Origin of the sequence: Nonomuraea sp. NPDC059194 (assembly GCF_042754765.1) — a bacterium.
In the GTDB taxonomy this organism is placed as follows: domain Bacteria; phylum Actinomycetota; class Actinomycetes; order Streptosporangiales; family Streptosporangiaceae; genus Nonomuraea.
On the sequence record NZ_JBHZBH010000050.1, the window covers coordinates 1 to 24,696 of the forward strand.

32 protein-coding genes and 1 tRNA gene are annotated in these 24,696 nt (G+C 67.6%); 27 read left to right on the top strand and 6 right to left on the bottom strand.

The window, feature by feature from the left end:
* The first annotated feature begins 185 nt into the window (after window positions 1-185).
* Window positions 186-611: a hypothetical protein gene (locus tag ACFXJ8_RS38320; RefSeq protein WP_379649568.1), complete on the top strand. Its 426-nt coding sequence runs from the start codon at window positions 186-188 to the stop codon at window positions 609-611.
* Window positions 612-617: 6 nt separating this feature from the next.
* On the opposite strand, the gene ACFXJ8_RS38325 is transcribed toward ACFXJ8_RS38320, so the two are convergent.
* Entirely contained in the window at window positions 618-1,439 is an 822-nt protein-coding gene (locus tag ACFXJ8_RS38325; protein ID WP_379649570.1) for an inositol monophosphatase family protein, read from the bottom strand.
* On the bottom strand, window positions 1,436-2,308 hold the full coding sequence (locus ACFXJ8_RS38330; RefSeq protein WP_379649572.1) for a DUF5919 domain-containing protein: 873 nt from the start codon (window positions 2,306-2,308) through the stop codon (window positions 1,436-1,438). The genes ACFXJ8_RS38325 and ACFXJ8_RS38330 overlap by 4 nt, the downstream gene beginning before the upstream one ends.
* A gap of 154 nt (window positions 2,309-2,462) precedes the next feature.
* Here ACFXJ8_RS38330 and ACFXJ8_RS38335 point away from each other — a divergent pair, with 154 nt between their 5' ends.
* The 10 genes from ACFXJ8_RS38335 (at window position 2,463) to ACFXJ8_RS38380 (ending at window position 10,026) form a co-directional block, all read left to right on the top strand.
* On the top strand, window positions 2,463-2,621 hold the full coding sequence (locus tag ACFXJ8_RS38335) for a hypothetical protein (RefSeq protein ID WP_379649574.1): 159 nt from the start codon (window positions 2,463-2,465) through the stop codon (window positions 2,619-2,621).
* 437 nt (window positions 2,622-3,058) lie between these two features.
* Window positions 3,059-3,790 carry a GntR family transcriptional regulator gene (locus ACFXJ8_RS38340; RefSeq protein WP_379649576.1) on the top strand — a complete coding sequence of 244 codons (732 nt, stop codon included), beginning with the start codon at window positions 3,059-3,061 and terminating at the stop codon, window positions 3,788-3,790.
* A 505-nt stretch (window positions 3,791-4,295) separates the two neighbouring features.
* Window positions 4,296-4,715: a plasmid replication, integration and excision activator gene (locus ACFXJ8_RS38345; protein ID WP_379649577.1), complete on the top strand. Its 420-nt coding sequence runs from the start codon at window positions 4,296-4,298 to the stop codon at window positions 4,713-4,715.
* Window positions 4,715-4,987: a hypothetical protein gene (locus tag ACFXJ8_RS38350; protein ID WP_379649579.1), complete on the top strand. Its 273-nt coding sequence runs from the start codon at window positions 4,715-4,717 to the stop codon at window positions 4,985-4,987. The genes ACFXJ8_RS38345 and ACFXJ8_RS38350 overlap by 1 nt, the downstream gene beginning before the upstream one ends.
* Window positions 4,987-5,274, top strand: a complete 288-nt coding sequence (locus tag ACFXJ8_RS38355) for a hypothetical protein (protein WP_379649581.1) — start codon at window positions 4,987-4,989, stop codon at window positions 5,272-5,274. The genes ACFXJ8_RS38350 and ACFXJ8_RS38355 overlap by 1 nt, the downstream gene beginning before the upstream one ends.
* Before the next feature lie 86 nt (window positions 5,275-5,360).
* Window positions 5,361-6,779 carry an FtsK/SpoIIIE domain-containing protein gene (locus ACFXJ8_RS38360; RefSeq protein WP_379649583.1) on the top strand — a complete coding sequence of 473 codons (1,419 nt, stop codon included), beginning with the start codon at window positions 5,361-5,363 and terminating at the stop codon, window positions 6,777-6,779.
* Window positions 6,776-6,925 (top strand): hypothetical protein, encoded by a 150-nt coding sequence (locus tag ACFXJ8_RS38365; RefSeq protein ID WP_379649585.1) that lies wholly within the window; start codon window positions 6,776-6,778, stop codon window positions 6,923-6,925. Before ACFXJ8_RS38360 ends, ACFXJ8_RS38365 begins: the two co-directional genes overlap by 4 nt.
* Window positions 6,922-8,472 (top strand): replication initiator, encoded by a 1,551-nt coding sequence (locus ACFXJ8_RS38370; RefSeq protein ID WP_379649587.1) that lies wholly within the window; start codon window positions 6,922-6,924, stop codon window positions 8,470-8,472. Before ACFXJ8_RS38365 ends, ACFXJ8_RS38370 begins: the two co-directional genes overlap by 4 nt.
* 1 nt (window position 8,473) lies before the next feature.
* Entirely contained in the window at window positions 8,474-8,662 is a 189-nt protein-coding gene (locus ACFXJ8_RS38375; protein ID WP_364035368.1) for an excisionase family DNA-binding protein, read from the top strand.
* Entirely contained in the window at window positions 8,662-10,026 is a 1,365-nt protein-coding gene (locus ACFXJ8_RS38380; protein ID WP_379649589.1) for a tyrosine-type recombinase/integrase, read from the top strand. The genes ACFXJ8_RS38375 and ACFXJ8_RS38380 overlap by 1 nt, the downstream gene beginning before the upstream one ends.
* 103 nt (window positions 10,027-10,129) lie before the next feature.
* Here ACFXJ8_RS38380 and ACFXJ8_RS38385 read toward each other — a convergent pair.
* A tRNA-Gly gene (locus ACFXJ8_RS38385) sits at window positions 10,130-10,203 on the bottom strand.
* 99 nt (window positions 10,204-10,302) lie between these two features.
* On the opposite strand from ACFXJ8_RS38385, the gene dcd reads away from it, so the two are divergent.
* The 3 genes from dcd (at window position 10,303) to ACFXJ8_RS38400 (ending at window position 13,257) form a co-directional block, all read left to right on the top strand.
* The gene (dcd, locus tag ACFXJ8_RS38390) at window positions 10,303-10,878 is read left to right on the top strand and encodes a dCTP deaminase (protein WP_379649591.1); all 576 of its coding nucleotides are present in this window, start codon (window positions 10,303-10,305) and stop codon (window positions 10,876-10,878) included.
* Between the two features lie 753 nt (window positions 10,879-11,631).
* The gene (locus ACFXJ8_RS38395; protein ID WP_354914137.1) at window positions 11,632-12,249 is read left to right on the top strand and encodes a DUF47 family protein; all 618 of its coding nucleotides are present in this window, start codon (window positions 11,632-11,634) and stop codon (window positions 12,247-12,249) included.
* On the top strand, window positions 12,250-13,257 hold the full coding sequence (locus ACFXJ8_RS38400; RefSeq protein WP_379649593.1) for an anion permease: 1,008 nt from the start codon (window positions 12,250-12,252) through the stop codon (window positions 13,255-13,257).
* Here ACFXJ8_RS38400 and mshD read toward each other — a convergent pair.
* Window positions 13,244-14,164: a mycothiol synthase gene (gene mshD, locus ACFXJ8_RS38405; protein ID WP_379649595.1), complete on the bottom strand. Its 921-nt coding sequence runs from the start codon at window positions 14,162-14,164 to the stop codon at window positions 13,244-13,246. The genes ACFXJ8_RS38400 and mshD overlap by 14 nt on opposite strands.
* Window positions 14,165-14,272: 108 nt before the next feature.
* Between mshD and ACFXJ8_RS38410 the strand changes: the two genes are divergently transcribed.
* From ACFXJ8_RS38410 to ACFXJ8_RS38420, 3 genes are all read left to right on the top strand, one after another.
* Window positions 14,273-16,030, top strand: coding sequence for a bifunctional metallophosphatase/5'-nucleotidase (locus ACFXJ8_RS38410; protein WP_379649596.1), 1,758 nt, complete (start codon window positions 14,273-14,275; stop codon window positions 16,028-16,030).
* Window positions 16,031-16,119: 89 nt separating this feature from the next.
* Window positions 16,120-16,647, top strand: coding sequence for a GNAT family N-acetyltransferase (locus tag ACFXJ8_RS38415; protein WP_379649598.1), 528 nt, complete (start codon window positions 16,120-16,122; stop codon window positions 16,645-16,647).
* Window positions 16,647-17,297 (top strand): 2'-5' RNA ligase family protein, encoded by a 651-nt coding sequence (locus ACFXJ8_RS38420; RefSeq protein ID WP_379649600.1) that lies wholly within the window; start codon window positions 16,647-16,649, stop codon window positions 17,295-17,297. Before ACFXJ8_RS38415 ends, ACFXJ8_RS38420 begins: the two co-directional genes overlap by 1 nt.
* Before the next feature lie 9 nt (window positions 17,298-17,306).
* Here the strand turns inward: ACFXJ8_RS38420 and ACFXJ8_RS38425 are convergent, their stop codons facing one another.
* Window positions 17,307-18,014 carry a response regulator transcription factor gene (locus ACFXJ8_RS38425; protein ID WP_379649602.1) on the bottom strand — a complete coding sequence of 236 codons (708 nt, stop codon included), beginning with the start codon at window positions 18,012-18,014 and terminating at the stop codon, window positions 17,307-17,309.
* 217 nt (window positions 18,015-18,231) lie between these two features.
* Here ACFXJ8_RS38425 and ACFXJ8_RS38430 point away from each other — a divergent pair, with 217 nt between their 5' ends.
* From ACFXJ8_RS38430 to ACFXJ8_RS38475, 10 genes are all read left to right on the top strand, one after another.
* The gene (locus ACFXJ8_RS38430) at window positions 18,232-18,483 is read left to right on the top strand and encodes a MoaD/ThiS family protein (protein ID WP_379649604.1); all 252 of its coding nucleotides are present in this window, start codon (window positions 18,232-18,234) and stop codon (window positions 18,481-18,483) included.
* Between the two features lie 33 nt (window positions 18,484-18,516).
* Window positions 18,517-19,182, top strand: coding sequence for a DUF2993 domain-containing protein (locus ACFXJ8_RS38435; protein ID WP_379649606.1), 666 nt, complete (start codon window positions 18,517-18,519; stop codon window positions 19,180-19,182).
* A gap of 37 nt (window positions 19,183-19,219) precedes the next feature.
* A complete protein-coding gene (locus ACFXJ8_RS38440) occupies window positions 19,220-19,732 on the top strand; it encodes a sigma-70 family RNA polymerase sigma factor (protein WP_354914188.1) in 513 nt (170 codons plus the stop codon).
* On the top strand, window positions 19,732-20,520 hold the full coding sequence (locus ACFXJ8_RS38445; protein ID WP_379649680.1) for an anti-sigma factor family protein: 789 nt from the start codon (window positions 19,732-19,734) through the stop codon (window positions 20,518-20,520). The genes ACFXJ8_RS38440 and ACFXJ8_RS38445 overlap by 1 nt, the downstream gene beginning before the upstream one ends.
* 54 nt (window positions 20,521-20,574) lie before the next feature.
* On the top strand, window positions 20,575-20,979 hold the full coding sequence (locus ACFXJ8_RS38450; protein WP_379649608.1) for a TlpA family protein disulfide reductase: 405 nt from the start codon (window positions 20,575-20,577) through the stop codon (window positions 20,977-20,979).
* Between the two features lie 176 nt (window positions 20,980-21,155).
* Entirely contained in the window at window positions 21,156-21,557 is a 402-nt protein-coding gene (locus ACFXJ8_RS38455; RefSeq protein ID WP_379649610.1) for a DUF4395 domain-containing protein, read from the top strand.
* Window positions 21,554-22,393: a sulfurtransferase gene (locus ACFXJ8_RS38460; RefSeq protein WP_379649612.1), complete on the top strand. Its 840-nt coding sequence runs from the start codon at window positions 21,554-21,556 to the stop codon at window positions 22,391-22,393. Before ACFXJ8_RS38455 ends, ACFXJ8_RS38460 begins: the two co-directional genes overlap by 4 nt.
* Entirely contained in the window at window positions 22,393-22,698 is a 306-nt protein-coding gene (locus tag ACFXJ8_RS38465; protein WP_379649614.1) for a DUF1416 domain-containing protein, read from the top strand. The genes ACFXJ8_RS38460 and ACFXJ8_RS38465 overlap by 1 nt, the downstream gene beginning before the upstream one ends.
* A 97-nt stretch (window positions 22,699-22,795) precedes the next feature.
* On the top strand, window positions 22,796-23,350 hold the full coding sequence (locus tag ACFXJ8_RS38470; RefSeq protein ID WP_379649616.1) for an RNA polymerase sigma factor: 555 nt from the start codon (window positions 22,796-22,798) through the stop codon (window positions 23,348-23,350).
* Complete coding sequence (locus ACFXJ8_RS38475) at window positions 23,347-24,108, top strand: methylated-DNA--[protein]-cysteine S-methyltransferase (RefSeq protein WP_379649618.1); 762 nt, start codon at window positions 23,347-23,349, stop codon at window positions 24,106-24,108. The genes ACFXJ8_RS38470 and ACFXJ8_RS38475 overlap by 4 nt, the downstream gene beginning before the upstream one ends.
* A 21-nt stretch (window positions 24,109-24,129) precedes the next feature.
* Here ACFXJ8_RS38475 and ACFXJ8_RS38480 read toward each other — a convergent pair whose 3' ends face one another.
* Complete coding sequence (locus ACFXJ8_RS38480; RefSeq protein ID WP_379649619.1) at window positions 24,130-24,666, bottom strand: helix-turn-helix domain-containing protein; 537 nt, start codon at window positions 24,664-24,666, stop codon at window positions 24,130-24,132.
* Between the last annotated feature and the right edge of the window lie 30 nt (window positions 24,667-24,696).

Genomic DNA, 24,696 nt, shown 5'->3' on the forward strand with positions numbered 1-24,696 from the left:
TCAAGTCCCAGGCGCATACTAAGAAGCGAAAGATCGGCTAGGAGTGTCAAGCATCATCCGAGGCCAAAGCGTCAAGCATCAAGTGAGTTCAGACACTGGCCCAATGCCCGTGTGACCTGTGTTGGAGAGATCAGATGCATTTGGTGCTTGAGCCGCCGCATTCGGCTGGGCCGATCAGGATCGGTATGCCGATCGACGAAGCGGAGTCGATCCTCTACGGCATGCAGGGCTTTCTCTCCACCGGCAACTCGGTGGTTCCTACCAGGGGATTCGCTCACTTCGCTTCCGGGATGACGATCTCAGCAGCTCCAAGTACGCGCGGGCTTGTCGAGGCCGTAGAGATCTGGCGCCCCGAACCAGGTGCCGACGATGTTGTGACCTGCCTCGGCGTTGACATCTTCACCACCGCAGCCGACGACCTCATCGAGCTTTTCAGGCAGCGGACGCGCGTGGAGATCGAAGACGGTGGAGGGTCCATGATCGCCCCCGATCTCGTGGTCGGGCTCTGGCGGCCTTTCGTCCCAGAGTCCCCAGATGACGAGGACGGCCGTTACTTTCATTCGATCCTCATAGCCGCCCCTGGCTACTACTCCACTCCCGGGGACTTGTAGGGAGACTTACCGGGCGTGGCCATACCTCCGTGCGTCCTTTTGCGCCTCGGCGATGAGCTCGACGAGATCAGCCACGAGCTTCGGTGCGGTTGCGATCGTCGCTCTGGCGCCCATCGAGTGCAGTGACCCGTCGATGTCAACGACTGCGGCCCCGGCTTCACGGGCGATGAGCACACCCGCAGCGGTGTCCCACGGGTTGTTGCTGAGCATGATGCATGCGTCTGTCTTGCCGTGCGCGACCCACGCCAGATCGACCGCGGCTGAGCCGTACATTCGGACTCGTTGGACACGGGCGGCAAGCTCGTGGGTGAGGGCGAGACGAGGGCGGTTTCGCTCCTCCGCGTTGTTGCCCACGGCGTAATCGCCGATGGACACGATGGCTGCGTCAAGATCGCGGGTGTCGCTGACGCGGATCTCGGTCCCGTTGGCTTGGGCGCCTACTCCTTCGGCGGCGGTGTAGCGGGTGCTGAGGAACGGCAGGTCGATCACTCCGAGGATGGGCATGTCCTTGTCGACCAGGCCCAGGGAGACGCCGCAGAGCGGGATGCCGTGAAGGAAGTTCGCCGTCCCGTCCACGGGGTCCACTGCCCACATCAGACCCTTGCCGGTACGGCTGACGCCCTCCTCCTCCCCGAGAAATCCGATGTCGGGCGTTTCACTGGACAGAAACTCTCGTAGGGCGTGTTCGACGGCGTAGTCCACTTCGGTGGCCATATCCCGATCACCCTTGGTGGTGACGACGCCGGGGGCCTTGGTGCGGATGATCTCGCTGGCGATGGAGGCGGCGTGTTCGGCGATCGGGAGGAGGGTCCGGGTGTCGATGGTCATACGGGTCTGCTCCGCTCCCACATCGAGGTGAACACCTGGTCGAAGACAGGAAACAACCCGTCCGCGGCAGTGTTGTCGGTGATCACGAGCGTAGGCGAGTCGACTCCGCGCGCCTGCGGCAGGTACGGCTGGACGACGCAGAGCCCCCGATCGACGAGAAGGATGTTGAAGCGAATCGTCTCGTCGTAGACGTGCAGCTCAAGACGCTGAGCTGACTCGGGATCGAGCCGGTGACGCAGCCTGGTCAACATGCTGATGTTGAGCGCTGTCAACGTCGTCAGCGTTCCGTCTGTGTAGCACTCCTCGGCCTCACGATCACGGATGGCCTTGCCTTGCGGATCGAGGAACAGACAGCGAATCCTGGTGCCGGTCTCCAACAAGCGCTTGAGCTGGTGGTCCGGGTAGCTCTGGCAGATCACGTTGAGCGACAGCCCTGCGGCGTTGATCTCCTTCGCGCGGTCGAACAGCGTCGAGGCCGGGTAGGCGGAGGAGAAGGCGGCCCTGCTGCTGAACACGGCGCACACGTCGGCCAACTGCGGCACGGCGCAGACCTCGGGCAAGGGGCCGGCGCTTCTGGTTGGCTCCGGTTCGGTCCGGGGCGCGGGCACCTCGACACCGTTCGCCGAGAACAACTCGTGCGCGGAACGGCCGGGGAACATCGCCTCCAACACGCGGCAGTGATCGGAGTAGGGCAGGCCCTTGAGCTCCCCGGTCAACCAGCGGTGGAGCTGTGCGCGGCTGGGCCATCCACCTTGCAACGAGGGATCGACCTTCTTGGCCGCCTTGTCGTACTCCTTGCAGAACGTGCTGTACGTCTGCCAGTGGCGTTGCTTCAAGAGCGTCTTCAACAGGATCTGCTGGTCGGTCATGATCCGCGCCTCGGGCTGGGGTGCCTTGTTCCCCCAGGTTAGCGACGGAGACGGGCTCGGAGGAGACAAAGACGAGACGAACAGAGACCAGATGATCAGAGACGGCACTCATGGGTGGTCGAGACGTGACACCCGACCGGGCAATCCTCGCTGCATGACTGCGCGATGTGTCTCCTGCTCGGGGCGGGGCTGGAAGTACGTGAGCCTTCGCCGTTCCGTGGTGGCCGCTGAGAATCCCGGCGACACGAAGGCCGACGAGCGGCAGCGGGCTGCCTGCTGGCGCTGCGACGGCACGGGACGGGCGGCGTTGTGACAGTGATCTCCTGGTGCTTGAGCCCACACGTGTCCGCACCCCATCCCGATCACATGTGCCTCGTGTGGCGTCCGCCGTACCGCGCTGAAGACCGGGTTCGCGTGGTCGCCTGGACCTGCGATTGCCGCAGGCCGTTCTACGAGCTGTGCCATGCGGCGGGCGTCGCCTACATCAGGCGAACCCGCGGCAACGAGGTTCACGAGACCTATAGGTGGTCGGTCAGGGAGGCGGAATCCGTCTGGAGGGCACTTCTCGACGGCCAGGCCCGATAGGCGGGCGCGGCGGCGTGATCGACTCCGGGTGTCTCATGTCGTCGCGCCTCGGGACCGGCGGCGGACATGGTGAAGCGCAGTCACCATGTCCGCCGTCTCTTCCCTTCCGGGTAGCAGACAGAAGCGTCATCCCCAACTAGGCTTGCCGACAAGTCGAGTTGTTGGATGGTCGTCATGTCGTCTGAAGAGTTCGCACCCCCGAAGTACGCCCAGATCGTCACGGCGATTCGCCAGAAGATCGCGGACGGTACCTATCCGCCTGGGTCGCTGCTGCCGTCAGAGACGCAGCTAGTCCGCGACTTCCACGTCAGCCGTCCCACCGTGGTCAGAGCACTCCAGGTCCTTCAGCTCCGCGGCTTCATCGAGCGCGAACACGGCAAGGGATCCTTCGTGAAGTCGGCTCCTCCCGCGACAGAGCAGGAGAGCACCCGTCCGGGCCGCGCCGTCCTGGACCGCGTTGAGGCCGACGAGAACGCCTCACTCTTCTTCGCCGGTACGGCCCCCGCCCCCGCCCCAATCGCGAAGCTGCTCGACGTCCCCGAGGGCACTGAGGTGGTACGGCGAAGCGTCCTCTTCCGCGACGCCGACCGGCCAACCGACCTCGTGACCATCTGGGCAGCGGTTTCAGGCTCCGGCCTGGAGTCCCCTGAACTCCTCACCACAGGCATCCGCCAGCAGCTTCACCGTGCCAAGAGCGTCAAGCTGCAACACGTTGTTGAACGGCTGAGCGCTAGGCAACCCTCGACCGACGAGGCCAAGGCGCTCGAACTGCGCAAGACCTCGCCGGTTCTCGGCGTGCTCGCAAGCGTCTTCAATGGCGGCGGAAACCCGGTCCTCGTGGTGGACCTGGTGCTCCCCGGAGACCTTCACGAGCTGGAAGACGCCTACTCGCTATAAACCGTTTCGACGGTATTCCTCCGCTTTTCTCCTGGCTTGTTCCCGATAGCGGTTCTGGAGGAGTTGGCGTTCCTCCTTCTGGGTGAGCCGGTGCCTTGCCATTGCCCTGCTTCGTGCTCTGGCCCGGGCGAGGTTGTCGCTGTAACCGCCTGAGCTGCGGGGCGGTTCGATGGGCGGGTCTTCCTGTCCGCTGGGGCGGATTGCCATGTCGCGAGCGTGGTTCAGGTCAAAGCGGCGTTTTGAGATCTCGCACTCCTTGCACGGTCCCATTCGGCATGACTGCCACGTGATCCCCTGCACGCGATGGAGATCACGAGAAGTTAGCGGCATTAAATCCGATTGCCCGCTTTGTGGCAATGCCGTTTTTATGCATTTGCCCAGATTGCTAAAAGATCTTGAAATTACCTCGCCAACTTGTGTTGTCGAGTGCTCGAAAGGTGGGTACCTTCATGGCAACTCGACAAGACGAGTTAGCGACAAGACAACAGATTAAGGAGTGTGCCTCATGGCACTGCAAGGACCCATCCCCGTCACGTTCGACATGGTCTTCCCGCACGGCTGCTACATCGTCGGGGAGGTCGAGCCCGTCAAGGACTTCGACGCCTCGACGAACGGGCGCTTCGTCCAGGCACGCGACAAGCAGACGAGTGAGCTCGTCTGGCAGGTCTCGGTCATGGACGCCGACCCGACCGTCAAGGCCGCGCAGAAGACCGTCTCGGTCAAGATCCTCAGTCCGGTGCAGCCGGTTCCTCCGGCTCCGATGCCGGGGCTGCCGTTCACCCCGGTCGAGTTCGACCACGTCACCGCCACGCCGTACGTCAACGGAAGCGGACGGCTGGCCTACTCGATCAAGGTCCGTGAGATGCGGGCTCCCCGTACGGCTGGCCCTGGCAAGCCCGCTCCGGTCGCGAAGGATGCGGCCTGATGGCGCGGCGCAAGGCTCATCCCGCCAGCATGATCAACCTCAGGGTCGGGACCGGTGCGGAGGTGCTCAACCATCCGTACCCGCAGCGGTCGCCGGTCCTGGGGCTGATCTTCGGCGGTACTCAGGTGCTCGTCACCACCTCGGCGGGCGATCACGTGACGCTCGACGACGTCGAGTTCGCGCGGTCTCTGGCCCGTGAGGCGGAGAAGTTCGCTCAGGCGGTGGAGCGCATGTTCCACGGTCTGCCCAACGGGCTGGGGGTGGCGGGCTGATGGCCCTCGACCCGTACACCTACCTCACGCTCTCGATGCGTCCCGGCGAACCGTCGCGGGTGGGCGTCTCGTTCCACACGGTCGAGCTGCGCGCTCACTCCTGTGTGGGCGAGAACGGCAAGCCGTACTTCGACCTGTCCACCTCGGAGGCGACGGTCACCGTCTCGACGGCGGGGCCGGTTACCGACCAGGACCTCACGATCGCCCGAGACCTCTTCAACGCCGCCGCTCGCTACCTGGCCGACTGCGAGCGACTGCACTCCGCCGCCAAGAACGAGGCGGCCTGATGTACGGCGGGGCCGCCGGAAGCGCCAACTTCCCGCGGCCCCTTGATCTCCCGCGCACACCACATGCTTGGAAGGAATCCAGCCTAATGTTCAAGAGGATGCCCGGCGACGAGCCGCACCGCATCGTCTCGACCACCCCCGACACGGCGGTGGTCTTCAAACCGGCCGTGGTCCAGACCCCGGCCCTCATCACCTTCATCGTGTACGGCTGGCGCTTCGCCGCGGCGCTGGTCCGCACCACCTACCGTCACCCGGTCGCGGTCGCCTTTCCGGTCGCCCTCGGTGTGATCTGGACTCTGTACGGCTGGCCGCTCGCAGCGAGTGTGTTCGGCGTCGTGCTCCTGGCCCTCACCGGCTGGGCCTTCGTCGACCGCGACTCGTTCCAGAAGATCGCCGGGTTCCGGCTGCTGGCTTGGTGGCGGCTCATGTCCACCTACCGGCGTCACTGGCAGTCGGTCATGGATGTGTCCGGACTGGCCAAGCGCGTGCATGGCCGCGAGTACCTGCCCCGGCTGGTCAAGGTCACCTGCGACGGCTGGGCCGACCGCATCACGGTGAAGATGCTCAAGGGCCAGGCGGTCAAGGACTGGACCGACAAGACCGACAACCTCGCCCACGGCTTCGGCGTGACGAGCTGCCGCGTGGTGCTCGTGAAGGGCGGTCGGCTCGTGCTGACCTTCCCGCGCTCCGACCCGCTCGCCGCCCCGATCCCGGCCCTCCCCATCCCCATCACACCGACTGTCGGACCGGTCGAGATCGGCAAGCAGGAGGACGGCAAGCCCCTCAAGCTCAAGGTCCACGGCACCCATGTCCTGATCGCCGGGGCGACAGGGGCCGGCAAGGGCTCCTTCCTCTGGGACACCATCCGTGGCCTGCTCCCCGCGATGCAAGCGGGCCTGGTTGAGATCTGGGCGCTGGACCCCAAGCTGATGGAGCTCTCGTTCGGGCGAGAGCTGTTCCAGGGCCGGTACGCCGCTGACCCTGCGGACTGCGCCGACCTGCTCGACGAGGCCGTCAGCGTTATGCAGAAGCGCGCGGCTCGGTTCTCCGGGCTCCAGCGCTCCCATGTCCCGACCGTGGAAGACCCGTTCGTCCTGGTACTCGTCGACGAGGTGGCGTTCCTGACCGCCTACCAACCCGACAAGCAACTCCGGCAACGCATCTCCGCCGCCCTGGCCACCCTCGCCACCCAGGGCCGTTCGGTCGGTGTCGGCGTGATGGCCGCGCTTCAGGACCCTCGCAAGGAGGTCATGAACATTCGCAATCTCTTTCCGGACAAGATCGCTCTCCGTCTCGACGAATCCGAACAGGTGGACATGGTCCTCGGCGACGGCGCACGGGACCGGGGCGCACTCGCCGACCACATCTCGCCTATCCCGGAGCTGGGAGCTGGCATCGCGTACATGCGCCTCGAAACCAGCCCCGAACCCATCCGCGTCCGAGCCGCCTACGTCACCGATGCCGACATCCGCGACATGGTCGCCCAGTTCAAGGAGGCCGCGTGAGCCTCGCCCACTTCCTCGACGGGCTCCGCTGCTCCGACTGCGGCGCGTTCGACGCCCTATGGCTCGACCCCGTCCGCGCCCTGGTCGAGTGCATCGAATGCGGCTCGGCCGCTCTCACCGTCCCCGACGAAAGGAGGTCCGCATGACCGACCGCAAGACTCCACGCGCCATCCGCATGGCTCAGCCGCTCGCTCGCGACGTGGCCGAAGAGATCGCCAAGCTTCACGGCGTCTGCATCCGGCCCATCGCCCTCAAGCGGCTCGACACGACCACCGGCAAGACCGAGGTCGTTGATGTGCCCTGCGGCTCACCGCTGGAGAGCAAGTGCCCGAGCTGCGCCAAGCGGAACAAGCAGCTCCGCATGGCCCAGTGCCGGGAAGGCTGGCACCTCGACCACGAACCGATCATCACGCCCGACGAGGCCACCGACGAACAGACCTGGCTTGTCGAGTTCCGGGCTGACATGCAGGCGCAGCGGGACCAAGCGGTGAAGGCCGGTAAGGACACCGCCGATTTGGACGCGATCCTGACCGGGCTCGACATCGAGATCAACGAGGCTGGAATGCGGGGCAACGTTCTCGGCCGGACCTCCGCGCGGCGGTCCCGCTCGACCAAACGCCGCCAGGACGCTCCCGACCTGCCCAGGCGCAAGATGGAGAACACCACGCTCGGGCGGACCTACAACGGCTACCGGCCCTCGCTCTTCGTCACCCTCACCCTCCCGTCCTACGGCAAGGTCAACAACGGGTCTCCGGTCGATCCGGAGTCCTACGACTACGCAAGGGCTGCTCGTGATGCCCTGCACTTCTCCAAGCTCGTGGATCGGTTCGTGCAGAACCTTCGCCGGGTGGCGGGCTATGACGTGCAGTACTTCGCGACCGTGGAGCCGCAGAAGAGGCTCGCTCCGCACCTGCACATGGCGATCCGTGGAACGCTCCCGCGCGCGGAGATCAAGCAGATAGCCGCCGCGACCTACCACCAGGTGTGGTGGCCCTCGGCTGACGAGCCGGTGGACTTCGAGCCGGTCTGGGCCGAAGACGGCTACCTCGACCCGAACACCGGGGAGTACCTGCCCACCTGGGATGAGGCGATCGACCAGCTTGACGAGCCCTCGCACGTGATCAGGTTCGGCGACCAGGTGGACGTCAAGGGCGTGCTCGCGGGCTCCAAGGATGCCGACCAGTGCATCCGCTACCTGTCCAAATACCTGACCAAGAGTCTCGGCGATACCGCCGAAGGACGCTCCACCCACGCGGCCCGCTTCGCCGACGCCCTCCGCTACGAACCCTGCTCACCCACCTGCCCGAACTGGCTCCGGTACGGCGTGCAGCCCAAGGGCGCCAAGGCAGGCATGGTCCCCGGCTGCTGCCGCTCCAAGGCCCACAAGCCCGAACACCTCGGCTACGCCGGTCGCCGCGTCCTGGTCTCCCGCAAGTGGTCGAACAAGACGCTGGCAGAGCACAAGGCCGACCGCCGCACCTGGGTCATGGAGGCCCTCGGCGAACCCGACGAGATCCCGGACCCGCACCGCTTCGTCTGGCGACCAGTACGAGCCGGTGACCCCGACATCGACCCGATCGGCGTCCGCCTCCTCCGCTCCGTGGCCGAACGTCAGCGCTGGCGGGCGCACCTCCGCGAGCTGGAAGCCAGAGCCAGCGGCCAAGATCTTTCGGCAACTGGAGAGGCGGCCTGACATGGATCAACTCTTCACCGTCGATGAGGCCGCCGAGTCGCTCCACACCTCCACCCGCTTCGTCCGCCGACTGATCGCCGAACGCCGTATCGAGTTCGTGAAGGTCGGGCGGCACGTCCGCATCCGTGAAACCGCCCTGGTCGCCTTCGTCATCGATGGCACCGTCCCACCCATGAGAAGGGCCTCCTGATGGCTAACAAGGACAACCACCGCCGTTTCGGCAACATCCGTCAGCTTCCCTCGGGGCGATACCAGATCCGCTATCCCGGACCCGATGGACGCATGCGCACGGGGGAGGAGACTTACGAACGCAAGGGCGACGCGGACAGAGCGCTCACGCTCGTGGAAGGAAAGATCCTCTCCGGCACCTGGACCGATCCCGAGCGCGCCAAGATCAAGCTCGCCGAGTATTCGGCAACCTGGATCGACCAGCGTGCGGGCCTCCGTCCTCGGACAATCGATCTCTACAAATGGCTGCTCAAGAAGCACATCACGCCGTACCTCGGAAAGGTCCAGCTCGGGAAGCTCTCGACGGCGATGATTCGGCAGTGGCGGGCCGACCTGCTCGCCAATGGTGTTTCAGTGAGCATGGCGGCCAAGGCGTACCGGCTGCTGCGGGCCGTACTGATGACCGCGACCGAAGATGACCACATTCTCCAGCGCAACCCCTGCCGCATCCGTGGGGCCGGTGACGAGAAGTCGGAGGAACGGCCCGTGCTCTCCGTGGGGCAGGTCTTCGAGTTGGCCGACAAGGTCGGACGTCGTCCAATCGGCAACATCCGGGGCCTCAAGAAGGGGGAGGGGTACCGTGTTCGATTCCGGCGTCATGGGGAGATGCGCACCCACCCGGAGGTCTTCCCGACGAGGGCTGAGGCTGAGCGGGCACTGTGGCGCATGATCGACGAGGGAAAGTCCGACTGCCTCCATGATCGGCGCTACCGGGCCTTCATCCTCCTCGCGACCTTCGCGAGCCTGCGGTGGGGCGAGATCACCGCGCTGACCCGAGATGACCTCGACCTCGATGCGGGAACGGTCCGCGTCCGGGTCGCCTTCGTAGAGCGCTCGACGGGCGAACTCGTTCTCGGGCCGCCCAAGTCCAAGGCGGGCAAGCGTGTGGTCGGCATACCGCAGGCGATCATCCCGGCACTCCGCGAGCACCTCAAGATCTACGTGAAGCCCGAGTCAACCGCCCTGCTCTTCGCGGGAATCAAGGGCGGTCCCATGAGGCGGAGTGGCTTCAACCGGCTCGCGGGCTGGGCGGAAGCCGTACGGTCCATCGGGGTTCCGAACCTGCATGTCCATGACCTTCGGCACACCGGCAACATGTTCGCGGCGGGCTCCGGCGCTGGCCTCAAGGACCTGATGACCAGGATGGGGCACGACAACGTCAGAGCGGCGATGATCTATCAGCACGCGGTCAGAGGTGCCGACAAGGTCATCACCGAAGCGATCGACAAGCACCTGATCGGGCACGAACGGGCACGCGATCTGGCACGTGATCAAGACGAGAGCGACGAGGATGACCCGCCCGACCTGCTGATACCCACCGGATGATCCACAAGCCTAATGGCACACTAATGGCACGGGAAGATCAACCAGCCTTAACAAGATCAAAGCCCAGGTTCCGGAAACCGCTTCCGACCTGGGCTTTCGTGTGTGGAGCGGGTGACGGGAATCGAACCCGCGCTGTCAGCTTGGGAAGCTGATGTTCTGCCATTGAACTACACCCGCATCGGCCGGAGCCGCGCCAACCACTGTAGCGGAAATCCGGCGCACTTCAGCAACCCCGAGCCCACCGAGTTTCCCGTGGCACAAGGTAAGTTGCTCAGCGTGCTGCTTTCTGACAGAGACATCCTTGCCGAGATCGAGTCCGGGCGTGTCAAGCTTGACCCGTTCGACAAGGAGATGATCCAACCGTCCAGCGTCGACGTGCGGCTCGACCGGTACTTCAGGGTGTTCGAGAACCACCGGTACCCGCACATCGATCCCGCGGTCGAGCAGCCTGATCTTACTCGGCAGGTGGAGCCGGAGGGGGATGAGCCGTTCATCCTGCACCCGGGGGAGTTCGTGCTGGCCAGCACGTATGAGGTGATCACGCTGCCCGACGATCTGGCGAGCCGGCTGGAGGGGAAGAGCTCGCTGGGCAGGCTGGGGTTGCTGACGCATTCGACGGCGGGGTTCATCGATCCCGGCTTCTCGGGGCACGTGACGTTGGAGCTGTCCAATGTGGCCACGTTGCCGATCAAGTTGTGGCCGGGGATGAAGATCGGGCAGTTGTGCATGTTCCGGTTGAGCTCGCCGGCGGAGCATCCGTATGGGTCGTCGAAGTACGGCTCCCGCTACCAGGGGCAGCGTGGGCCGACGCCCTCTCGGTCGTTCAGGAACTTTCACCGGACGGCCGTCTGACGGCAGAGGTCGGCCTTCGCGTGGCCGATCTCTCGTGGGGGGCGGCCCGGCCTTGAGCGGGCCCGGGTGCCGAGCGGGCCTGGGTGCTGAGCGGGCCTGGGGGCCGAGCGGGCCTCGGGGTGGAGCGAGCGCTGCGTGGAGGGAGCCCTCGGTGTGGAGGGGGCGTCGGGCGCAGGGGCGGAAACGGCGTGTCCCCGTGAGGGCAGTGGAGTGGTCGGCCCGTATCGGGTGCGTCGTTCCAGCGGGGCCAGCGGGCCAGCGGAGCCAGCGGAGCCAGCGGAGCCAGCGGAGCCAGTCGGCCTCCGCTGAGAAGGTGCAGACGGGAGCGAGGCGGGGGGACGGGTCTGTGTCGACCCCCGGTTGAGTCGCGCGGCGCGGGCAGGCGAGGGCTCTGTCGACCTCCATCTAAGGGAAGGCGCGGGCGGTTTCGGTCACCGCTTGAGAGGCACGGGAACGGGCACCGATGCCGCATCCGTGCCCCACGGTCCGAAAATCTACCTGGGCGCCCCCGGCAGGCGCGACACCCCCCGCGACGCCCCCCCGACAACCCGCCGCACCCCCAGAAAACGCCGCCAACCACGGCAAAGCGGTCATGAGGAAAATGGGCTCCAAACTACCCCCGAAGCCGGTGTCGCAGATCAAACGGGGGGTAGCGAGAAGGAGAAGAGTGGGTTTGCGCACCATGAAGTTCGCATTTCCGCTGGTAACCCGTACCCTTCTCTGCGGACCATCCCCGCACATCTGGAGAACGACGTGCGCCTGCGTCTCACGCCTCGTGAGGACAGCTACTACGACCTGTTCGCGGACTCCGCGAACAACCTGGTCACGGCATCACGTTTGCTGGTGGAGATCATCAGTGACGGCTCGGACAGGGAAGCGCTGGCCGAGAAGATGCGCGCCTGCGAGCACGCCGGTGACGAACGCACTCATGCGATCATGAACCGGCTGAATGAGAGCTTCATCACGCCTTTCGACCGCGAGGACATCTACCGTCTCGCCTCGAACCTTGACGACGTGATGGACGCCATGGAAGAGGCTTCCGACCTCATCGTCCTTTACAAGATCGACCACCTGCCGAAGGACGTCGTGCGTCAGGTGGAGGTGTTGGAGCGGGCGGCGGAGCTGACCGCGGAGGCGATGCCGCGGCTGCGCTCGATGAAGAACCTCAACGAGTACTGGATCGAGGTCAACCGCCTGGAGAACCAGGGTGACCAGGTCTACAGGAAGCTGCTGGCCAAGCTCTTCAGCGGTGAGTACGACGCGCTCACCGTCATGAAGATGAAGGAGGTCATCGACCGCCTGGAGGAGGCCGCGGACGCGTTCGAGCACGTGGCGAACACGGTCGAGTCGATCGCGGTCAAGGAAAGCTAAGTGGACCTCACGCTCGCCCTCGTCATCGGCGTGGTGGTCGTGGCGTTGGTGTTCGACTACACCAACGGCTTCCACGACGCGGCGAACGCCATCGCGACGTCGGTGTCAACCCGCGCGCTCACCCCACGCGCGGCGCTGTTCCTGGCTGCGGCGATGAACTTCATCGGCGCGCACCTGGGCACCCAGGTCGCGCAGACCGTCGGCAAGGGCATCATCGACGCCCCTGAGGGGACGCACGGCCTGGTCATCGTGGCCGCCGGACTCATCGGCGCGATCACCTGGAACCTCGTCACCTGGTATTTCGGTCTGCCTTCCTCGTCGAGTCACGCGCTCATCGGCGGCCTGGTCGGGTCCGCGCTCGCCTCGGCCAGCGTGGTCCACTGGGACGGGGTGATGGAGAAGGTCGTCATCCCGATGATCCTGTCGCCCCTGGTCGGCTTCTCGCTCGCCGCCGGAATCATGATCGCAATCTACTGGATCTTCAGGAACGCGCAACCGGGACGCACCAACAGGGGCTTCCGTTACGCGCAGACCGTCTCGGCCGCCGCGATGGCGCTCGGGCACGGCCTGCAGGACGCGCAGAAGACCATGGGCGTGATCTTCCTGGCGCTGGTGGTCGGCGGCTACGCCAGTCCCACGGACTCGATCCCGCAGTGGGTGATCCTGGCGGCGGCCGGTGCGATCTCGCTGGGCACGTACGCCGGAGGCTGGCGCATCATGCGCACGCTGGGCCGCCGGATCATCGCTCTCGACCCGCCGCAGGGTTTCGCGGCGGAGTCCGCCGCCTCGACCGTGCTGTACGTCGCGGCGATCGGCTTCGGCGCCCCCATCTCCACCACGCACACGATCACCAGCGCGATCATGGGTGTGGGCGCCACCAAGCGGCTGTCGGCCGTGCGGTGGGGCGTGGCCGGCAACATCGTGACCGCGTGGATCCTCACGATCCCCGCGGCCGCGCTGGTGGCCGCGCTGTCCTACTACGGGCTGCACGCCCTCATCGAGCGGTAGCCGCGTACATCACGTCGACGTCCCACCGGTTGAACCCGAGGGACTCGTACAGCCTGATGGCCGCCGTGTTGGCCTCGTCCACGTAGAGCATCGCCTGGGCGAGGCCATGCGAGCGCAGGTGCCGCAGGCCGGCGATGGTGAGCGCCTTGCCCAGGCCGGTGCCCTGCTGGGAGGGGTCGACGCCCACGACGTAGACCTCGCCGAGCGGCTCGTGGCCGTGTTCCTCCTGTGCGGAGGATCCGTGGATCTTCGTCCAGTGGAAGCCCACCAGCCGCGCATCACGAAAAGCCAGGAAAAATCCGGACGGGTCGAACCACGGCTCGCCCTCCCGCCGCCGTACGTCCTCCAGCGTCCACGCGCCCTGCTCGGGGTGGTTTGCGAACGCGGCGGCGTTCACCTTGAGCCACGCCTCCTCGTCCTGGTCCGGCACGAACGTGCGCAGCCGTACCCCGCCGGGCATGGGGGAGTCAGCGAGGGGCGCGAACAGGGAGCGGCGCATCTGCCACAGCGACCGCATCCGCTCGAAGCCGAGCGAGGCCGCCAGGGCGGCCGCTCCCGTGTGGTCACCGTGGGCCCACAGCCGCAGCCGCCCCCCCGCGGCATCCAGTACGGCACGCAGCAACGTCCTGCCGTACCCCTTGCGGCGGAAGGCCGGGTGGACGACCAGTTCGCCGCTCGGCCCCTCGACCTCGTCCGTCGGGTCCACGTGGGCGTAGCCGACCAGCGTGCCGTCCGCGTAGAGCAGCAGCGAGCGGGCCCGTTCGTCGCCGCCGTAGCGGAGGTGGAGCATCACGTGCTCGTTGAGCGGCCGGACCCCGTCGGCCTCGGTCGCCGCCTCAACGACTGCCAACACATCGGCTATTTCCTGGTCATCGAGCCGTCCCCGCTCGACCACGCGCACAGTCATAGATCGAACTCTAGGCGGCGTACTGGCAAATAACGCCATGCGGGGGTCCGACGAATCGTTACCTTTCAGACGTCTCCTGCATAGTTTGCCGCCGTAACGTCTGCAGGCATGACCTCTCGCTCCTTCCTCCCGCTCGTCGTCGCGGGCGCCGTCGGCCTGGGCGGGTTAACGCTCGTGGCGGGGCCCGCCGACGCGGCCAGGCCCGAGCGGACGGTTCCCGTCCGCCTGCTGACGATCAACGACCTCCACGGCAACCTGGAGCCGCCGAGCGGGTCCAGCAGCCGCATCCTCGACCCGAACGGTCCCCTGGTCGACGCCGACGGCAAGCTGACCGGCGTCGTCGGCGGCAAGTACTCCATCGCAGGAGGCGCCGCCTACCTGGCCGCCCACCTCAAGCAGCGCTCCGACCGCAACACCATGCTGGTGGCGGCCGGTGACCTGATCGGCGCCTCGCCGCTGATCTCGGCCGCCTACCACGACGAGCCGACCCTCCAGGTGCTCGGCCAGATGGGGCTGAAGGCCTCCTCCGCGGGCAACCACGAGTTCGACGAGGGCTACACCGAGCTGAAGCGCCTGATGCGGGGCGGCTGCCACCCGGTCGACGGCTGCTCTCCCGACGGCCCGTGGCGCGGCACCGACTTCGACTTCCTCGGCGCGAACGTGCTGAAGGAGCGCAACGACAGGTACGCGCTCCCGCCGTACTTCATCAAGCGGATCAACGGCGTCAAGGTCGGCTTCATCGGGCTGGTGACGGCCACCACGCCGACGATCGTCTCCTCCAGCGGCATCCAGGGCCTGAAGTTCACCGAAGAGGTCGCCGCGGCCAACAAGGTGTCCAGGCAACTGGCCCGCCGGGGCGTCAAGGCGCAGGTCGTGCTGGTGCACGAGGGCGACCAGATCAAGCCGAACCAGGACCCGAGCGCCTGCTCGGTCACCCCCGGCAACGGCTCGCGCATCGCCAACGGCCTCGACCCGCAGATCGACATGATCGTCAGCGGCCACTCCCACCAGGCCTACATCTGCAAGGCCGACGACCCCGCGGGCCAGCCGCGCGTCTACACGCAGGGCTCCTCCTTCGGCCGCGTCGTCACCCAGATCGACTTCCAGGTCGACCGGCGCTCGGGTGACGTCGTCCGGTCCTCCGTCGTGGCGGGCAACCACGTCGTCACCCGCGACATCGCCGAGGACCGGCAGGTCGCGGACACGGTGAAGAAGTGGAAGGAGGCCAGCGCGGCGATCGCGAACAAGCAGGTCGGCACGATCAGCGCGGAGATCGGCAACGTCGCCGCCCCCTCGGGCGAGCTGCCGCTCGGCAACCTGATCGCCGACAGCCAGCTCGAGGCCACCAGGACCGGCGGCAACGCGCAGATCGCGTTCATGAACCCCGGCGGCGTGCGCGCTCCGCTGAACTACCCGAGCTCCCCGGCGGGTGAGGGTGACGGGAAGGTCACTTACGGTGAAGCCTTCACGGTGCAGCCTTTCAACAACCTCACCCAGGTGATCACGCTGACCGGCGCCCAGCTCAAGACGGCTCTGGAGCAGCAGTTCGTCGGCGGGCCAAACAACCAGGCGTTCACCAAGATCCTCCAGCCGTCGTCGAACTTCACCTACACCTACAGCAAGAGCGCCGCGTGGGGCTCGAAGGTGTCGGACATGAAGATCGACGGCGTGCCGGTGACCGACACCCAGTCGATCCGCGTCGCGGTGAACAACTTCCTCGTCGGCGGCGGTGACGCCTTCGCCGAGTTCAAGAACGGCACGGACCTGTGGAGCGGCCCGCTCGACATCGACGCCTTCGTCGACTACCTGGGCAGGCACAGCCCCGTCGCCCCGCCCGCGACCAACCGCATCACGGTCGTGGACTGACGCCCCACCTCCCGCCGAGGGCCCGCCCAATAATCCCGCCCGGTTTATTCGGTTGCGGGCCCTCGGTCCGACCTGATCGGCTACCCCTCATGCTCAACGGAACCCGCGTCCGCCTCCGTCCCATGGAGCCGGGCGACGCCGAGGCGCTCTGGCGATGGAACAGCGACCCTGAGGTGATGCGCTGGCTGGACAGCGGCTATCCCGAGTCGCTCGCCCAGCTCGTCGCCCGCCACGAGGCCCGCGACCGCAACTCCTTCGAGAGGGTGCTGCTCGGCGTGGAGACGCTCGACGAGGGCAGGCTCATCGGTCTCGTAGGGCTCCGCGACGCCGAGCCGGAGACCGGCGACGCCGAGCTCGACATCTACCTCGGCGAGAAGGACACGTGGGGCCGCGGGTACGCCACCGAGGCCACGCGGCTGATCTGCAGGTACGGGTTCGACCAGATGCGCCTGCACCGGATCACGCTGTGGGTGGTGGAGGCGAACGCCGGAGCGCGGCGGGTCTACGAGAAGGTGGGCTTCGTCGAGGAGGGCAAGGCCCGCGAGGCCTTCCGCCGCGACGGCACGTGGCACGACGTGATCATGATGGGCCTGCTCGAATCCGACCTGCTCGACTGATGTCGCGGTTCCCGGCGTTCTTCGCGAAGGGCCGGGCGGCGCTGCTCGGCGGCAGGACCACCTACGACCAGCCTCCCGTGGAGGGCTCCAGGCGGTGGGGCGCGACGGCGGTCCTGCGGCCCGCGGGCCCGGTGCTCGAACGGCTGGCCGAGCTGGCGGGCGAGCTCGCGTCCGTGGTGGGCCAGGGTCACTGGGTCCACGGCACGGACGCGCTGCACGTGACGCTGCGCGCGCTCGAGCCGTACCGGCTGGAGGTCACCGACCGCGGCCGCTACGGGGCGGCGCTCGCGGCGGCGGCCGAGGGCCTGCCGCCCGTGCGGCTGGAGCTGCGCGGGGTGAGCCCGCACCACGGCGGGGTGCTGGCCTGGGGCGTCCCGGCCGACGACACGCTCGTCACGCTGCAGAAGCGCTTCGCGCACGAGCTGGGGGAGCTGGGCGCCTTCGAGGGCTGGGAGCGTGACATCTGGTACGTCAGCCTTGCCCATTTCGCGAGCCCGGTGCGGGCGCCGGAGAGGATCGCCGCCTGGTGCGACGAGCGGGTGGACCTGACGGTCGGGTTCGCGGAGCTCACCTGCGCCGAGATCGCGCAGGCCGTGCACACCGGCGAGGGCATCCGCCTGACGACGCTCGAAAGCGTCAGCCTCGGCTGAGAGCTCGGGTCAGACGTGGGCCGGGCTGTCGGTGTCGGCCGCGCCGCGGTCGGGAACGAAGCGGTAGCCGACGTTGCGCACGGTGCCGATCAGCGCCTCGTACTCGGGGCCCAGTTTCGCGCGCAGGCGCCGCACGTGGACGTCCACGGTCCTGGTGCCGCCGAAGTAGTCGTACCCCCACACCTCCTGCAGTAGCTGCGCCCTGGTGAAGACCCTGCCGGGGTGCTGCGCGAGGTACTTCAGCAGCTCGAACTCCTTGAACGTCAGGTCGAGCGCGCGCCCCCGCAGCCTGGCGGTGTAGGTGGCCTCGTCGATGGCCAGGTCGCCGCTGCGGATCTCGTCGGGGACCTCGTCGGCCCCCGCCATGTTCAGCCGCCCGGTGGCCAGGCGCAGGCGGGCCTCCACCTCGGCCGGGCCCGCGCTGTCGAGCACGACGTCGTCGACGCCCCACTCGGCGCTCATCGCCGCCAGGCCGCCCTCGGTGACGATCACCAGGAGTGGACAGTCGATGCCCGTGGTGCGGATCAGCCTGCACAGGCTCTTGGCGTGGACCAGTTCGCGTCTGGCGTCGACGAGCACGGCGTCGGCCGGTGGCGCGTCGATGAGGGCGGAGGCCTCGGCCGGAGCGACGCGGACGGAGTGGAGCAGCAGGCCGAGCGCGGGGAGGACCTCGGCGGACGGTTCGAGGGCGTTGGTCAGCAGGAGCAGGTTGCTCATTACGACTCCTCCGGTAGGGCCTGTGCGTCTGCCGACCGTGGCGTGCCGTACAAACACGTGTGGGACCCGGGGGCTGCATCGCCCGGATCCCGTGTAGGTGAGGATAACCCACGTGAATGAACCGTCCAGGTGGCGTCCACCTGGTGAACAGGCGGGCACATGAAACATCTTCGTTAACGAACCCGCACAATGGAACGGAATTGATTGTGAGGTAGCTATGGCCACCGGAAAAGTTCGCTATTGGGCAGCGGCCAAGGAGGCGGCCGGTGTGGCCGAGGAGGCTTTCGAGGCCGACACGCTGGACCGGCTCATGGGGAAAATCACGGCGAATCGTGAGGAACTCGCCGCAGTGGTGCGTCGCTCGTCATTCCTGGTGAACGGCGACCCGGTCGGCAAACGGGAGCATTCCTCGGTGATCCTTCCCGAAGGCGCCGTCGTGGAGATCCTTCCCCCCTTCGCCGGAGGATAAAGTAACGCCAGGCACCGCCCCCGAAGGAGCCCGATGCGCAAGCTGATCATCTTCCTGATCGTGCTGATCGTTCTGCTCGTAGCCGTGGACAGGGTGGCGGTGTCGGGAGTGCAACGCGACATCGCCAACAGGATCGCCGCCGCCTCCGACCTGTCCGGCACACCGACCGTGACGATCGAGGGCATCCCGTTCCTCACCCAGGCGATCGCGGGCCGCTATCCGGAGGTCCGCTTCGACCTGGGCACGCTGACCTACAACTCTGTCGAGGTGAAGAACCTGAGGGGCGCCGCCTACGACGTCACGGCGCCGCTGGCCGACGTCATCCAGAACAGGGCGCGGATCGTCGCGGGCCGGGTGCGCGTCCAGGGCACGCTGTCGCGCGCGACCGTCGACAAATTCGCGCCGCGCGGGGTGAAGGTCGGCGGGACGGGCGACACGATCACCGCCTCCGGCGAGGTCAACCTCGGCGTGACCAAGGTGAAGTTCGACGCCGAGATGCGGGTCGAGGTCGTCGACGGCGGCATCAAAGTGACGGCCGAGAAGGTCAACGGCATCCCGGCCAGGGCCTCCGGCATGCTGTCCTACACGATCCCGTTCAAGGGCAAGCTCCCGTTCGGCGCGAAGGTGACGTCCGTGAAGGTCGTCCCGGCCGGGCTGGAGATCACCGCCGAGGCAAGTGACGTACCTCTCCGTGGCTGACTTTGAACCGGTACGGCGTGCCGCACGTGATGAGGGGGTGAGCCCAGCAGGCACGGCCGACGAGGAACTCGTCAGAACCCTCTTCGACGAGCACGCGGGGCCGCTCTACGGTTACGTGCTGCGACTGACCGGGGACCCTGGCCGAGCGGAGGATGTCGTGCAGGAGACGCTGCTGCGGGCGTGGCGGCATCCTGAGGCGGTCTCAGGGCGTCCGATCAGGGCATGGCTGTTCACAGTGGCTCGCAATCTCGTGGTCGACCAGCACCGCGCCAGGAAGGCCAGGCCCCAGGAGACGGGCGACGAGGCCCTGGCCGTCATCCCCGCCGACGACGAGCTCGAGAAGGCGGTCGAGTCGTGGGCGGTGGCCGAGGCGCTGGCCGCGCTGCGGCCCGAGCACCGTGACGTGCTGCTGGAGGTCTACTATCGGGGGCGATCGGTGAAGGAGGCGGCGGAGACGCTCGGCATCCCTGCCGGAACCGTCAAGTCACGGACGTACTACGCGCTGCGGGCGCTGAAGCTCGCCCTGGAAGAGCGGGGGCTGGCGCCGTGATGACGTGCGAGGAGGTACGGCTGTCGCTGGGCGCCTACACGCTCGGGGCGCTCGACCCCGACGAGGCGCTGGAGGTCGAGGTTCACCTGGCCTCGTGCGAGGCGTGCACCGACGAGCTGATGGAGCTCGAAGGGGTGTCCTCGTTCCTGGCGAAGGTGTCGGAGAAGGACGTGGCGCTGGTCGCCAGCCCCCCTCGGGAGGTGCTCGACCGGCTGCTGAACGACCGGGTGAAGCGCCACAGGCGCGGGCGGATCCTGCTGGCGCTCGCGGCATCGGTCGCCGTGCTGGCGGTGGGCGGCACGGTCTGGACCTCAACGCAGCAGGTGGGGCCGACGACAACCGCCGCTCGGGAGGCGCCCGCCAAGGAGCAGTCGAACGAGGGAGGCGGGGCCCCGGCTGAGGCCCGAAACAAGGTCTTCGACGCCCCCTCGGCCAGCCCCGACGCCTCGGCCAGCGGGCAGGATTCGCTGGCGGCCAAGGCCCAGGGAAGGGCGTTCAACGGCAGCTCCAACGGGGTCGACGCCACCGTCACCGTGACGCCGGGTATGCCGCTCCAGGTGCAGGTCAGCGGCGTCCCGTCGGGCACGGAGTGCACGCTGGTCGTGGTGAGCAAGGGTGGCGAGCGCGAGCGCACCAAGCCGTGGGAGTTCACCGAGAGCCACTACGAGGAGGGCGCGGCCGTCTTCGCCGTGGAGAGCAGGACCCCCCAAGCCTCCATCCGCGCCTTCGAGATCAGGGATGACCGCGACAGGCTGCTGGTCACGATCCCGGTCCAGGCCGCCAAGTAGGGAAGAATCTTCGCGCGGCCGCGGTTGCACCTGGCGATGACAGGCTGGTGGGTGGTGCTGGCGACGCTGGCGCTCGGCACGGTGATCGGGGTGGTGAAGCTGCGCCGCGACGGACGCATGCGTGAAGCAGGGCAGACGCTCACGGCCGACACGCTCGGCGCCGAGCTGGGCGAGCGCGCCACCCTGGTGCAGTTCTCGACGGCGTTCTGCCAGCCGTGCCGGGCGACCCGCCGCGTGCTCGAGGACGTCAGCGGCCTGGTGCCAGGCGTCGCGCACGTGGAGATCGATGCCGAGTCGCGGCTCGACCTGGTCCGCGAGCTCGACATCATGCGCACGCCCACCGTCCTGGTTCTCGACCGGGCGGGAAACGTCGTGAAGAAGGCGTCGGGGCAACCCAGAAAGGCCGACGTGATCGCGGTTCTGGCACCGATCGTGTCTCACGACCCGGACGAGAAGTGACAGACGGCGAGACGACAGGTAATGTCGTCGCCATGAACCCCACGACAGAGCTGCTGACGAAGCGGCGCGCGGTTGATTTCTGCCGCGTGACCACCGCGCTCTGTCGCGCTGCCTGAGGACGGTCTCGCGCGGACATTCAGGTCCGCCCCCATCCGACCCTTCAGGAGCATCCTGCGATGCGTGCCGATCCCAGAGTCCTGCGCCTCGGCGCGGCCATCACCACCCTTGTGCTCGCTCTCGTCCTGGTGACGGGTAGCGCCTGGCTGCTCGCGGCCCAGGCGGTGGTGTTCGTTCTCGGTGTGGCCGGTCGCTCGCCGTACAAGCTGCTCTTCAGGAGTCCGCCGACGAAGACGGAGGACGCCCGCCCACCGCGGTTCGCGCAGGCGGTCGGTCTGGTCTTCGCGGTCGCGGGGCTGATCGGATTCGTCACCGGGATCATGCCGCTCGCCCTCGGGGCGACGGCGGCGGCTCTCCTCGCCGCCTTCCTCAACGCAGCCTTCGGTCTCTGCCTCGGCTGCGAGATGTACTTGATGATTCGCCGTCTTCTGCCCGCTGCCACAATGGAGGTTCACCAATGAGCCGCTCCGCCGCCCTGGTGGATGCTGACTGGGTCGAGGCCAACCTCGACTCGCCCAATGTCGTGCTCGTCGAGGTCGACGAGGACACCAGCGCCTACGCCAAGGGCCACATCCGTAACGCTGTCAGGATCGACTGGCAGGCCGATCTGCAGGACCCCGTCCGTCGTGACTTCGTCGACAAGGCGGGTTTCGAGGCGCTGCTGTCCGAGCGTGGCATCTCGAACGACGACCTCGTGGTGCTCTACGGGGGTAACAACAACTGGTTCGCCGCTTACGCGTACTGGTATTTCAAGCTCTACGGTCACTCCAACGTCAAGCTGCTGGACGGCGGTCGTAAGAAGTGGGAGCTCGACTCGCGTGAGCTGGTGACCGACGTCCCCGCTCGCCCGGCGACCAGCTACGTGGCGCAGGAGCAGGACACCGCCATCCGCGCCTTCCGCGATGACGTGGTCGCGGCGATCGGCAAGCTCAACCTGGTCGACGTGCGCTCGCCCGACGAGTTCACCGGCAAGCTGCTCGCCCCCGCGCACCTTCCGCAGGAGCAGGCGCAGCGCGCCGGCCACGTGCCGACGGCTCGCAACATCCCGTGGTCGAAGGCGGCCAACGACGACGGCACGTTCAAGTCCGACGACGACCTCAAGACCCTCTACGCGGGCGCGGGCGTCGACTTCGGCAAGGACACGATCGCCTACTGCAGGATCGGCGAGCGCTCGGCGCACACGTGGTTCGTGCTGCACGAGATTCTCGACCAGGCCAATGTGAAGAACTACGACGGTTCATGGACCGAGTACGGCTCGCTCGTGGGCGTGCCGATCGAGCTGGGGGAGGCCCGCTAATGTCTGTTACTACTCAGGGTTGCGCCGCTCCGGAGCAGACCGTCGCCCTTCCCGCGGGGATCGACCTGTCGACGCAGGCCGTGATCCAGGGCGTGGTGACCGGCGCCGGCACCGCCTACGCGCGGCTGCTCGACCACTCCGGCGAGTTCACCGGCGAGGTCGTCGTCTCCGACGAGGGCATCTTCCGCTTCTTCGCTGCTCCCGGTGACTGGACCGTCCGCATCATCGCGGGTGGCGGTGTCACCAGGGACGTCTCCGTGCAGGCCAAGCTGGGTGAGGTCGCCCAGCTCGCCGTCGCGGTCTGACCGCGCTGACACCCGTGAAGGGGGTCGCGTCCTACGGGACGTGACCCCCTTCTGGTGTTTTCGCAACGTTCTATGGCATGTCGGTGTTATAGGAGGCGTGAACCAACTCGACTGCCTGGACCCGGTGCGGAAGGCGCTGCTCGACGACGTCGACGGCGGCTTCGCCGAGCTGTACGGGGCCTATCGCGGCCTGGTCTTCTCCACCGCCCTGCGGTTGAGCGGGCGGTGGGCCGATGCCGAGGATCTGACCGCGGAGGCGTTCCTTCGCGCCTACCGGGCGGTGGCGGGTTACGATCGCGAGCGCATCGCCGCGCTGCAGCCGCGTCCGTGGTTGATGACGATCCTCATGAACGTGTGGCGCAACTGCGTCCGGTCGAGGGTCCGTCACCCGCCGCCTGAACTGCTGGAGGAGCCGGTGGACGAGGTGGACACCGGCGAGGGCGTGGAGGCCGCCGCCGAGCGGCACGAGACCGGTGGCGAGCTGGCCGACCTGCTGCGCCTCCTGCCGGAGGACCAGCGGGCCGCGGTCGTGCTCAGACACGTCGTGGACCTGCCGGTCAGCGAGGTGGCCACGGTGCTCGGCCTCCCGCAGGGCACCGTCAAGTCGCACGTGTCGCGGGGGCTCAAGCGTCTGAGGGAGATGGCCAGATGAACCATGATCCGTTGCTCGCGGGGCTCGCCGCACTGTCCGCCGACGCGCCCGCTGGACTGCTCGACAGGATCGCCGCCCGCTGGGTGCGGGTGCCGAGCCCGCTCGGCGAGGTGACCGTCGCCAGCACCGACCACGGCATCGCCTTCCTGCGCTGGAACGAGGACCCCGGCGCGGGCGAGGGCTTCGCCGCCGAGTTCAGGGCCCGCTTCGGCAGGCCGCTGCTGCCGGGCGCCCGCCCGCCCGCGGGCCTGATGCCCGCGCTCCGCACCGGGAAGGCCGCGGGGCTCCGGCTCGACCTGCGGGAGCTGAGCGACTTCCATCGAGATGTGCTGACCACGGCCCAGCGGATCCCGCGCGGCGAGGTACGGCCCTACGCGTGGATCGCCCGCCAGATCGGCAGGCCGGGCGCCGTGCGCGCGGTCGGCACCGCGCTGGCCCGCAACCCGGTGCCGTTGCTGGTGCCCTGCCACCGGGTGATCAGGTCGGACGGCGTGGTCGGCGAGTACGTGTTCGGCGGCGCGGCCAAGGAACGGCTGCTGCGGGAGGAGGGCGTGGACCTCGACGGGCTGCGCCGGATGGCGGGGGAGAACGTCTTCTACCTGGCCAGCGACACCACGGGCATCGTGTGCTTCCCCACCTGCCACAACGCCAGGCGCATCACGCCCCGGCACCGGCACGGCTTCCGCAGCGTCGCCCAGGCGGAGTCGGCGGGCTACCGCGCGTGCCGTACGTGCAGGCCGGGCGAGATGGCGGCGTGAACGCGGAGCTGGGCGGGGTGTCTACGTGGCGGGGTAGCGGATCAGCAGGGAGGCGAGGACCGGCTCCTCGCCCACGGCTGTGTAGCCGTGCGGCACGTCGGAGCGCCAGGTGAGGTAGCCGCCCGGCCCGGCCACCAGCGGCGCGTCGGCGGGGCCCGCGCTGAGCGTGCCGGAGAAGACGGTGATGTGCTCGGTCACGCCCGCGTGGTGGGCGGGCGAGGTCTGCGTGGCGCCGGGCGGCACCCGCATCCGGTAGAGCTCGTAGGTGACGCCCGTGTCCTCGAACACCTCCAGCAGCGTGGCCTCGACCGCCTCCCCGCGCACCACCACCTCGTCGATGGCTGACCCGACGACCGCCGCGATGGGCACGCCGAGCTGCGCGGTGACGGCCCACAGCGTGTCGAGGGTCGGGTTGCGGGTGCCGGTCTCCAGGCCGGACAGCGTCGCCTTGCCCACGCCCGCCCGCCTGGCCAGCTCCGACAGCGAGATCCCGCGTTCCTCGCGCAGGCTGCGCACCTTCCTGCCGACCTCGCGCGGGTCGCCGCTCACCGCTGCCATGAGACCATCTTGCCCGAGCTGGTACCGTTC

Coding starts and splice junctions, on each gene's coding strand:
- ACFXJ8_RS38320 (WP_379649568.1), top strand. CDS start 186: ATGCCGATCGACGAAGCGGAGTCGATCCTCTACGGCATGCAGGGCTTT.
- ACFXJ8_RS38325 (WP_379649570.1), bottom strand. CDS start 1,439: ATGACCATCGACACCCGGACCCTCCTCCCGATCGCCGAACACGCCGCC.
- ACFXJ8_RS38330 (WP_379649572.1), bottom strand. CDS start 2,308: ATGACCGACCAGCAGATCCTGTTGAAGACGCTCTTGAAGCAACGCCAC.
- ACFXJ8_RS38335 (WP_379649574.1), top strand. CDS start 2,463: ATGACTGCGCGATGTGTCTCCTGCTCGGGGCGGGGCTGGAAGTACGTG.
- ACFXJ8_RS38340 (WP_379649576.1), top strand. CDS start 3,059: ATGGTCGTCATGTCGTCTGAAGAGTTCGCACCCCCGAAGTACGCCCAG.
- ACFXJ8_RS38345 (WP_379649577.1), top strand. CDS start 4,296: ATGGCACTGCAAGGACCCATCCCCGTCACGTTCGACATGGTCTTCCCG.
- ACFXJ8_RS38350 (WP_379649579.1), top strand. CDS start 4,715: ATGGCGCGGCGCAAGGCTCATCCCGCCAGCATGATCAACCTCAGGGTC.
- ACFXJ8_RS38355 (WP_379649581.1), top strand. CDS start 4,987: ATGGCCCTCGACCCGTACACCTACCTCACGCTCTCGATGCGTCCCGGC.
- ACFXJ8_RS38360 (WP_379649583.1), top strand. CDS start 5,361: ATGTTCAAGAGGATGCCCGGCGACGAGCCGCACCGCATCGTCTCGACC.
- ACFXJ8_RS38370 (WP_379649587.1), top strand. CDS start 6,922: ATGACCGACCGCAAGACTCCACGCGCCATCCGCATGGCTCAGCCGCTC.
- ACFXJ8_RS38375 (WP_364035368.1), top strand. CDS start 8,474: ATGGATCAACTCTTCACCGTCGATGAGGCCGCCGAGTCGCTCCACACC.
- ACFXJ8_RS38380 (WP_379649589.1), top strand. CDS start 8,662: ATGGCTAACAAGGACAACCACCGCCGTTTCGGCAACATCCGTCAGCTT.
- mshD (WP_379649595.1), bottom strand. CDS start 14,164: ATGACTGTGCGCGTGGTCGAGCGGGGACGGCTCGATGACCAGGAAATA.
- ACFXJ8_RS38410 (WP_379649596.1), top strand. CDS start 14,273: ATGACCTCTCGCTCCTTCCTCCCGCTCGTCGTCGCGGGCGCCGTCGGC.
- ACFXJ8_RS38415 (WP_379649598.1), top strand. CDS start 16,120: ATGCTCAACGGAACCCGCGTCCGCCTCCGTCCCATGGAGCCGGGCGAC.
- ACFXJ8_RS38420 (WP_379649600.1), top strand. CDS start 16,647: ATGTCGCGGTTCCCGGCGTTCTTCGCGAAGGGCCGGGCGGCGCTGCTC.
- ACFXJ8_RS38425 (WP_379649602.1), bottom strand. CDS start 18,014: ATGAGCAACCTGCTCCTGCTGACCAACGCCCTCGAACCGTCCGCCGAG.
- ACFXJ8_RS38430 (WP_379649604.1), top strand. CDS start 18,232: ATGGCCACCGGAAAAGTTCGCTATTGGGCAGCGGCCAAGGAGGCGGCC.
- ACFXJ8_RS38435 (WP_379649606.1), top strand. CDS start 18,517: ATGCGCAAGCTGATCATCTTCCTGATCGTGCTGATCGTTCTGCTCGTA.
- ACFXJ8_RS38445 (WP_379649680.1), top strand. CDS start 19,732: ATGACGTGCGAGGAGGTACGGCTGTCGCTGGGCGCCTACACGCTCGGG.
- ACFXJ8_RS38455 (WP_379649610.1), top strand. CDS start 21,156: ATGCGTGCCGATCCCAGAGTCCTGCGCCTCGGCGCGGCCATCACCACC.
- ACFXJ8_RS38460 (WP_379649612.1), top strand. CDS start 21,554: ATGAGCCGCTCCGCCGCCCTGGTGGATGCTGACTGGGTCGAGGCCAAC.
- ACFXJ8_RS38465 (WP_379649614.1), top strand. CDS start 22,393: ATGTCTGTTACTACTCAGGGTTGCGCCGCTCCGGAGCAGACCGTCGCC.
- ACFXJ8_RS38475 (WP_379649618.1), top strand. CDS start 23,347: ATGAACCATGATCCGTTGCTCGCGGGGCTCGCCGCACTGTCCGCCGAC.
- ACFXJ8_RS38480 (WP_379649619.1), bottom strand. CDS start 24,666: ATGGCAGCGGTGAGCGGCGACCCGCGCGAGGTCGGCAGGAAGGTGCGC.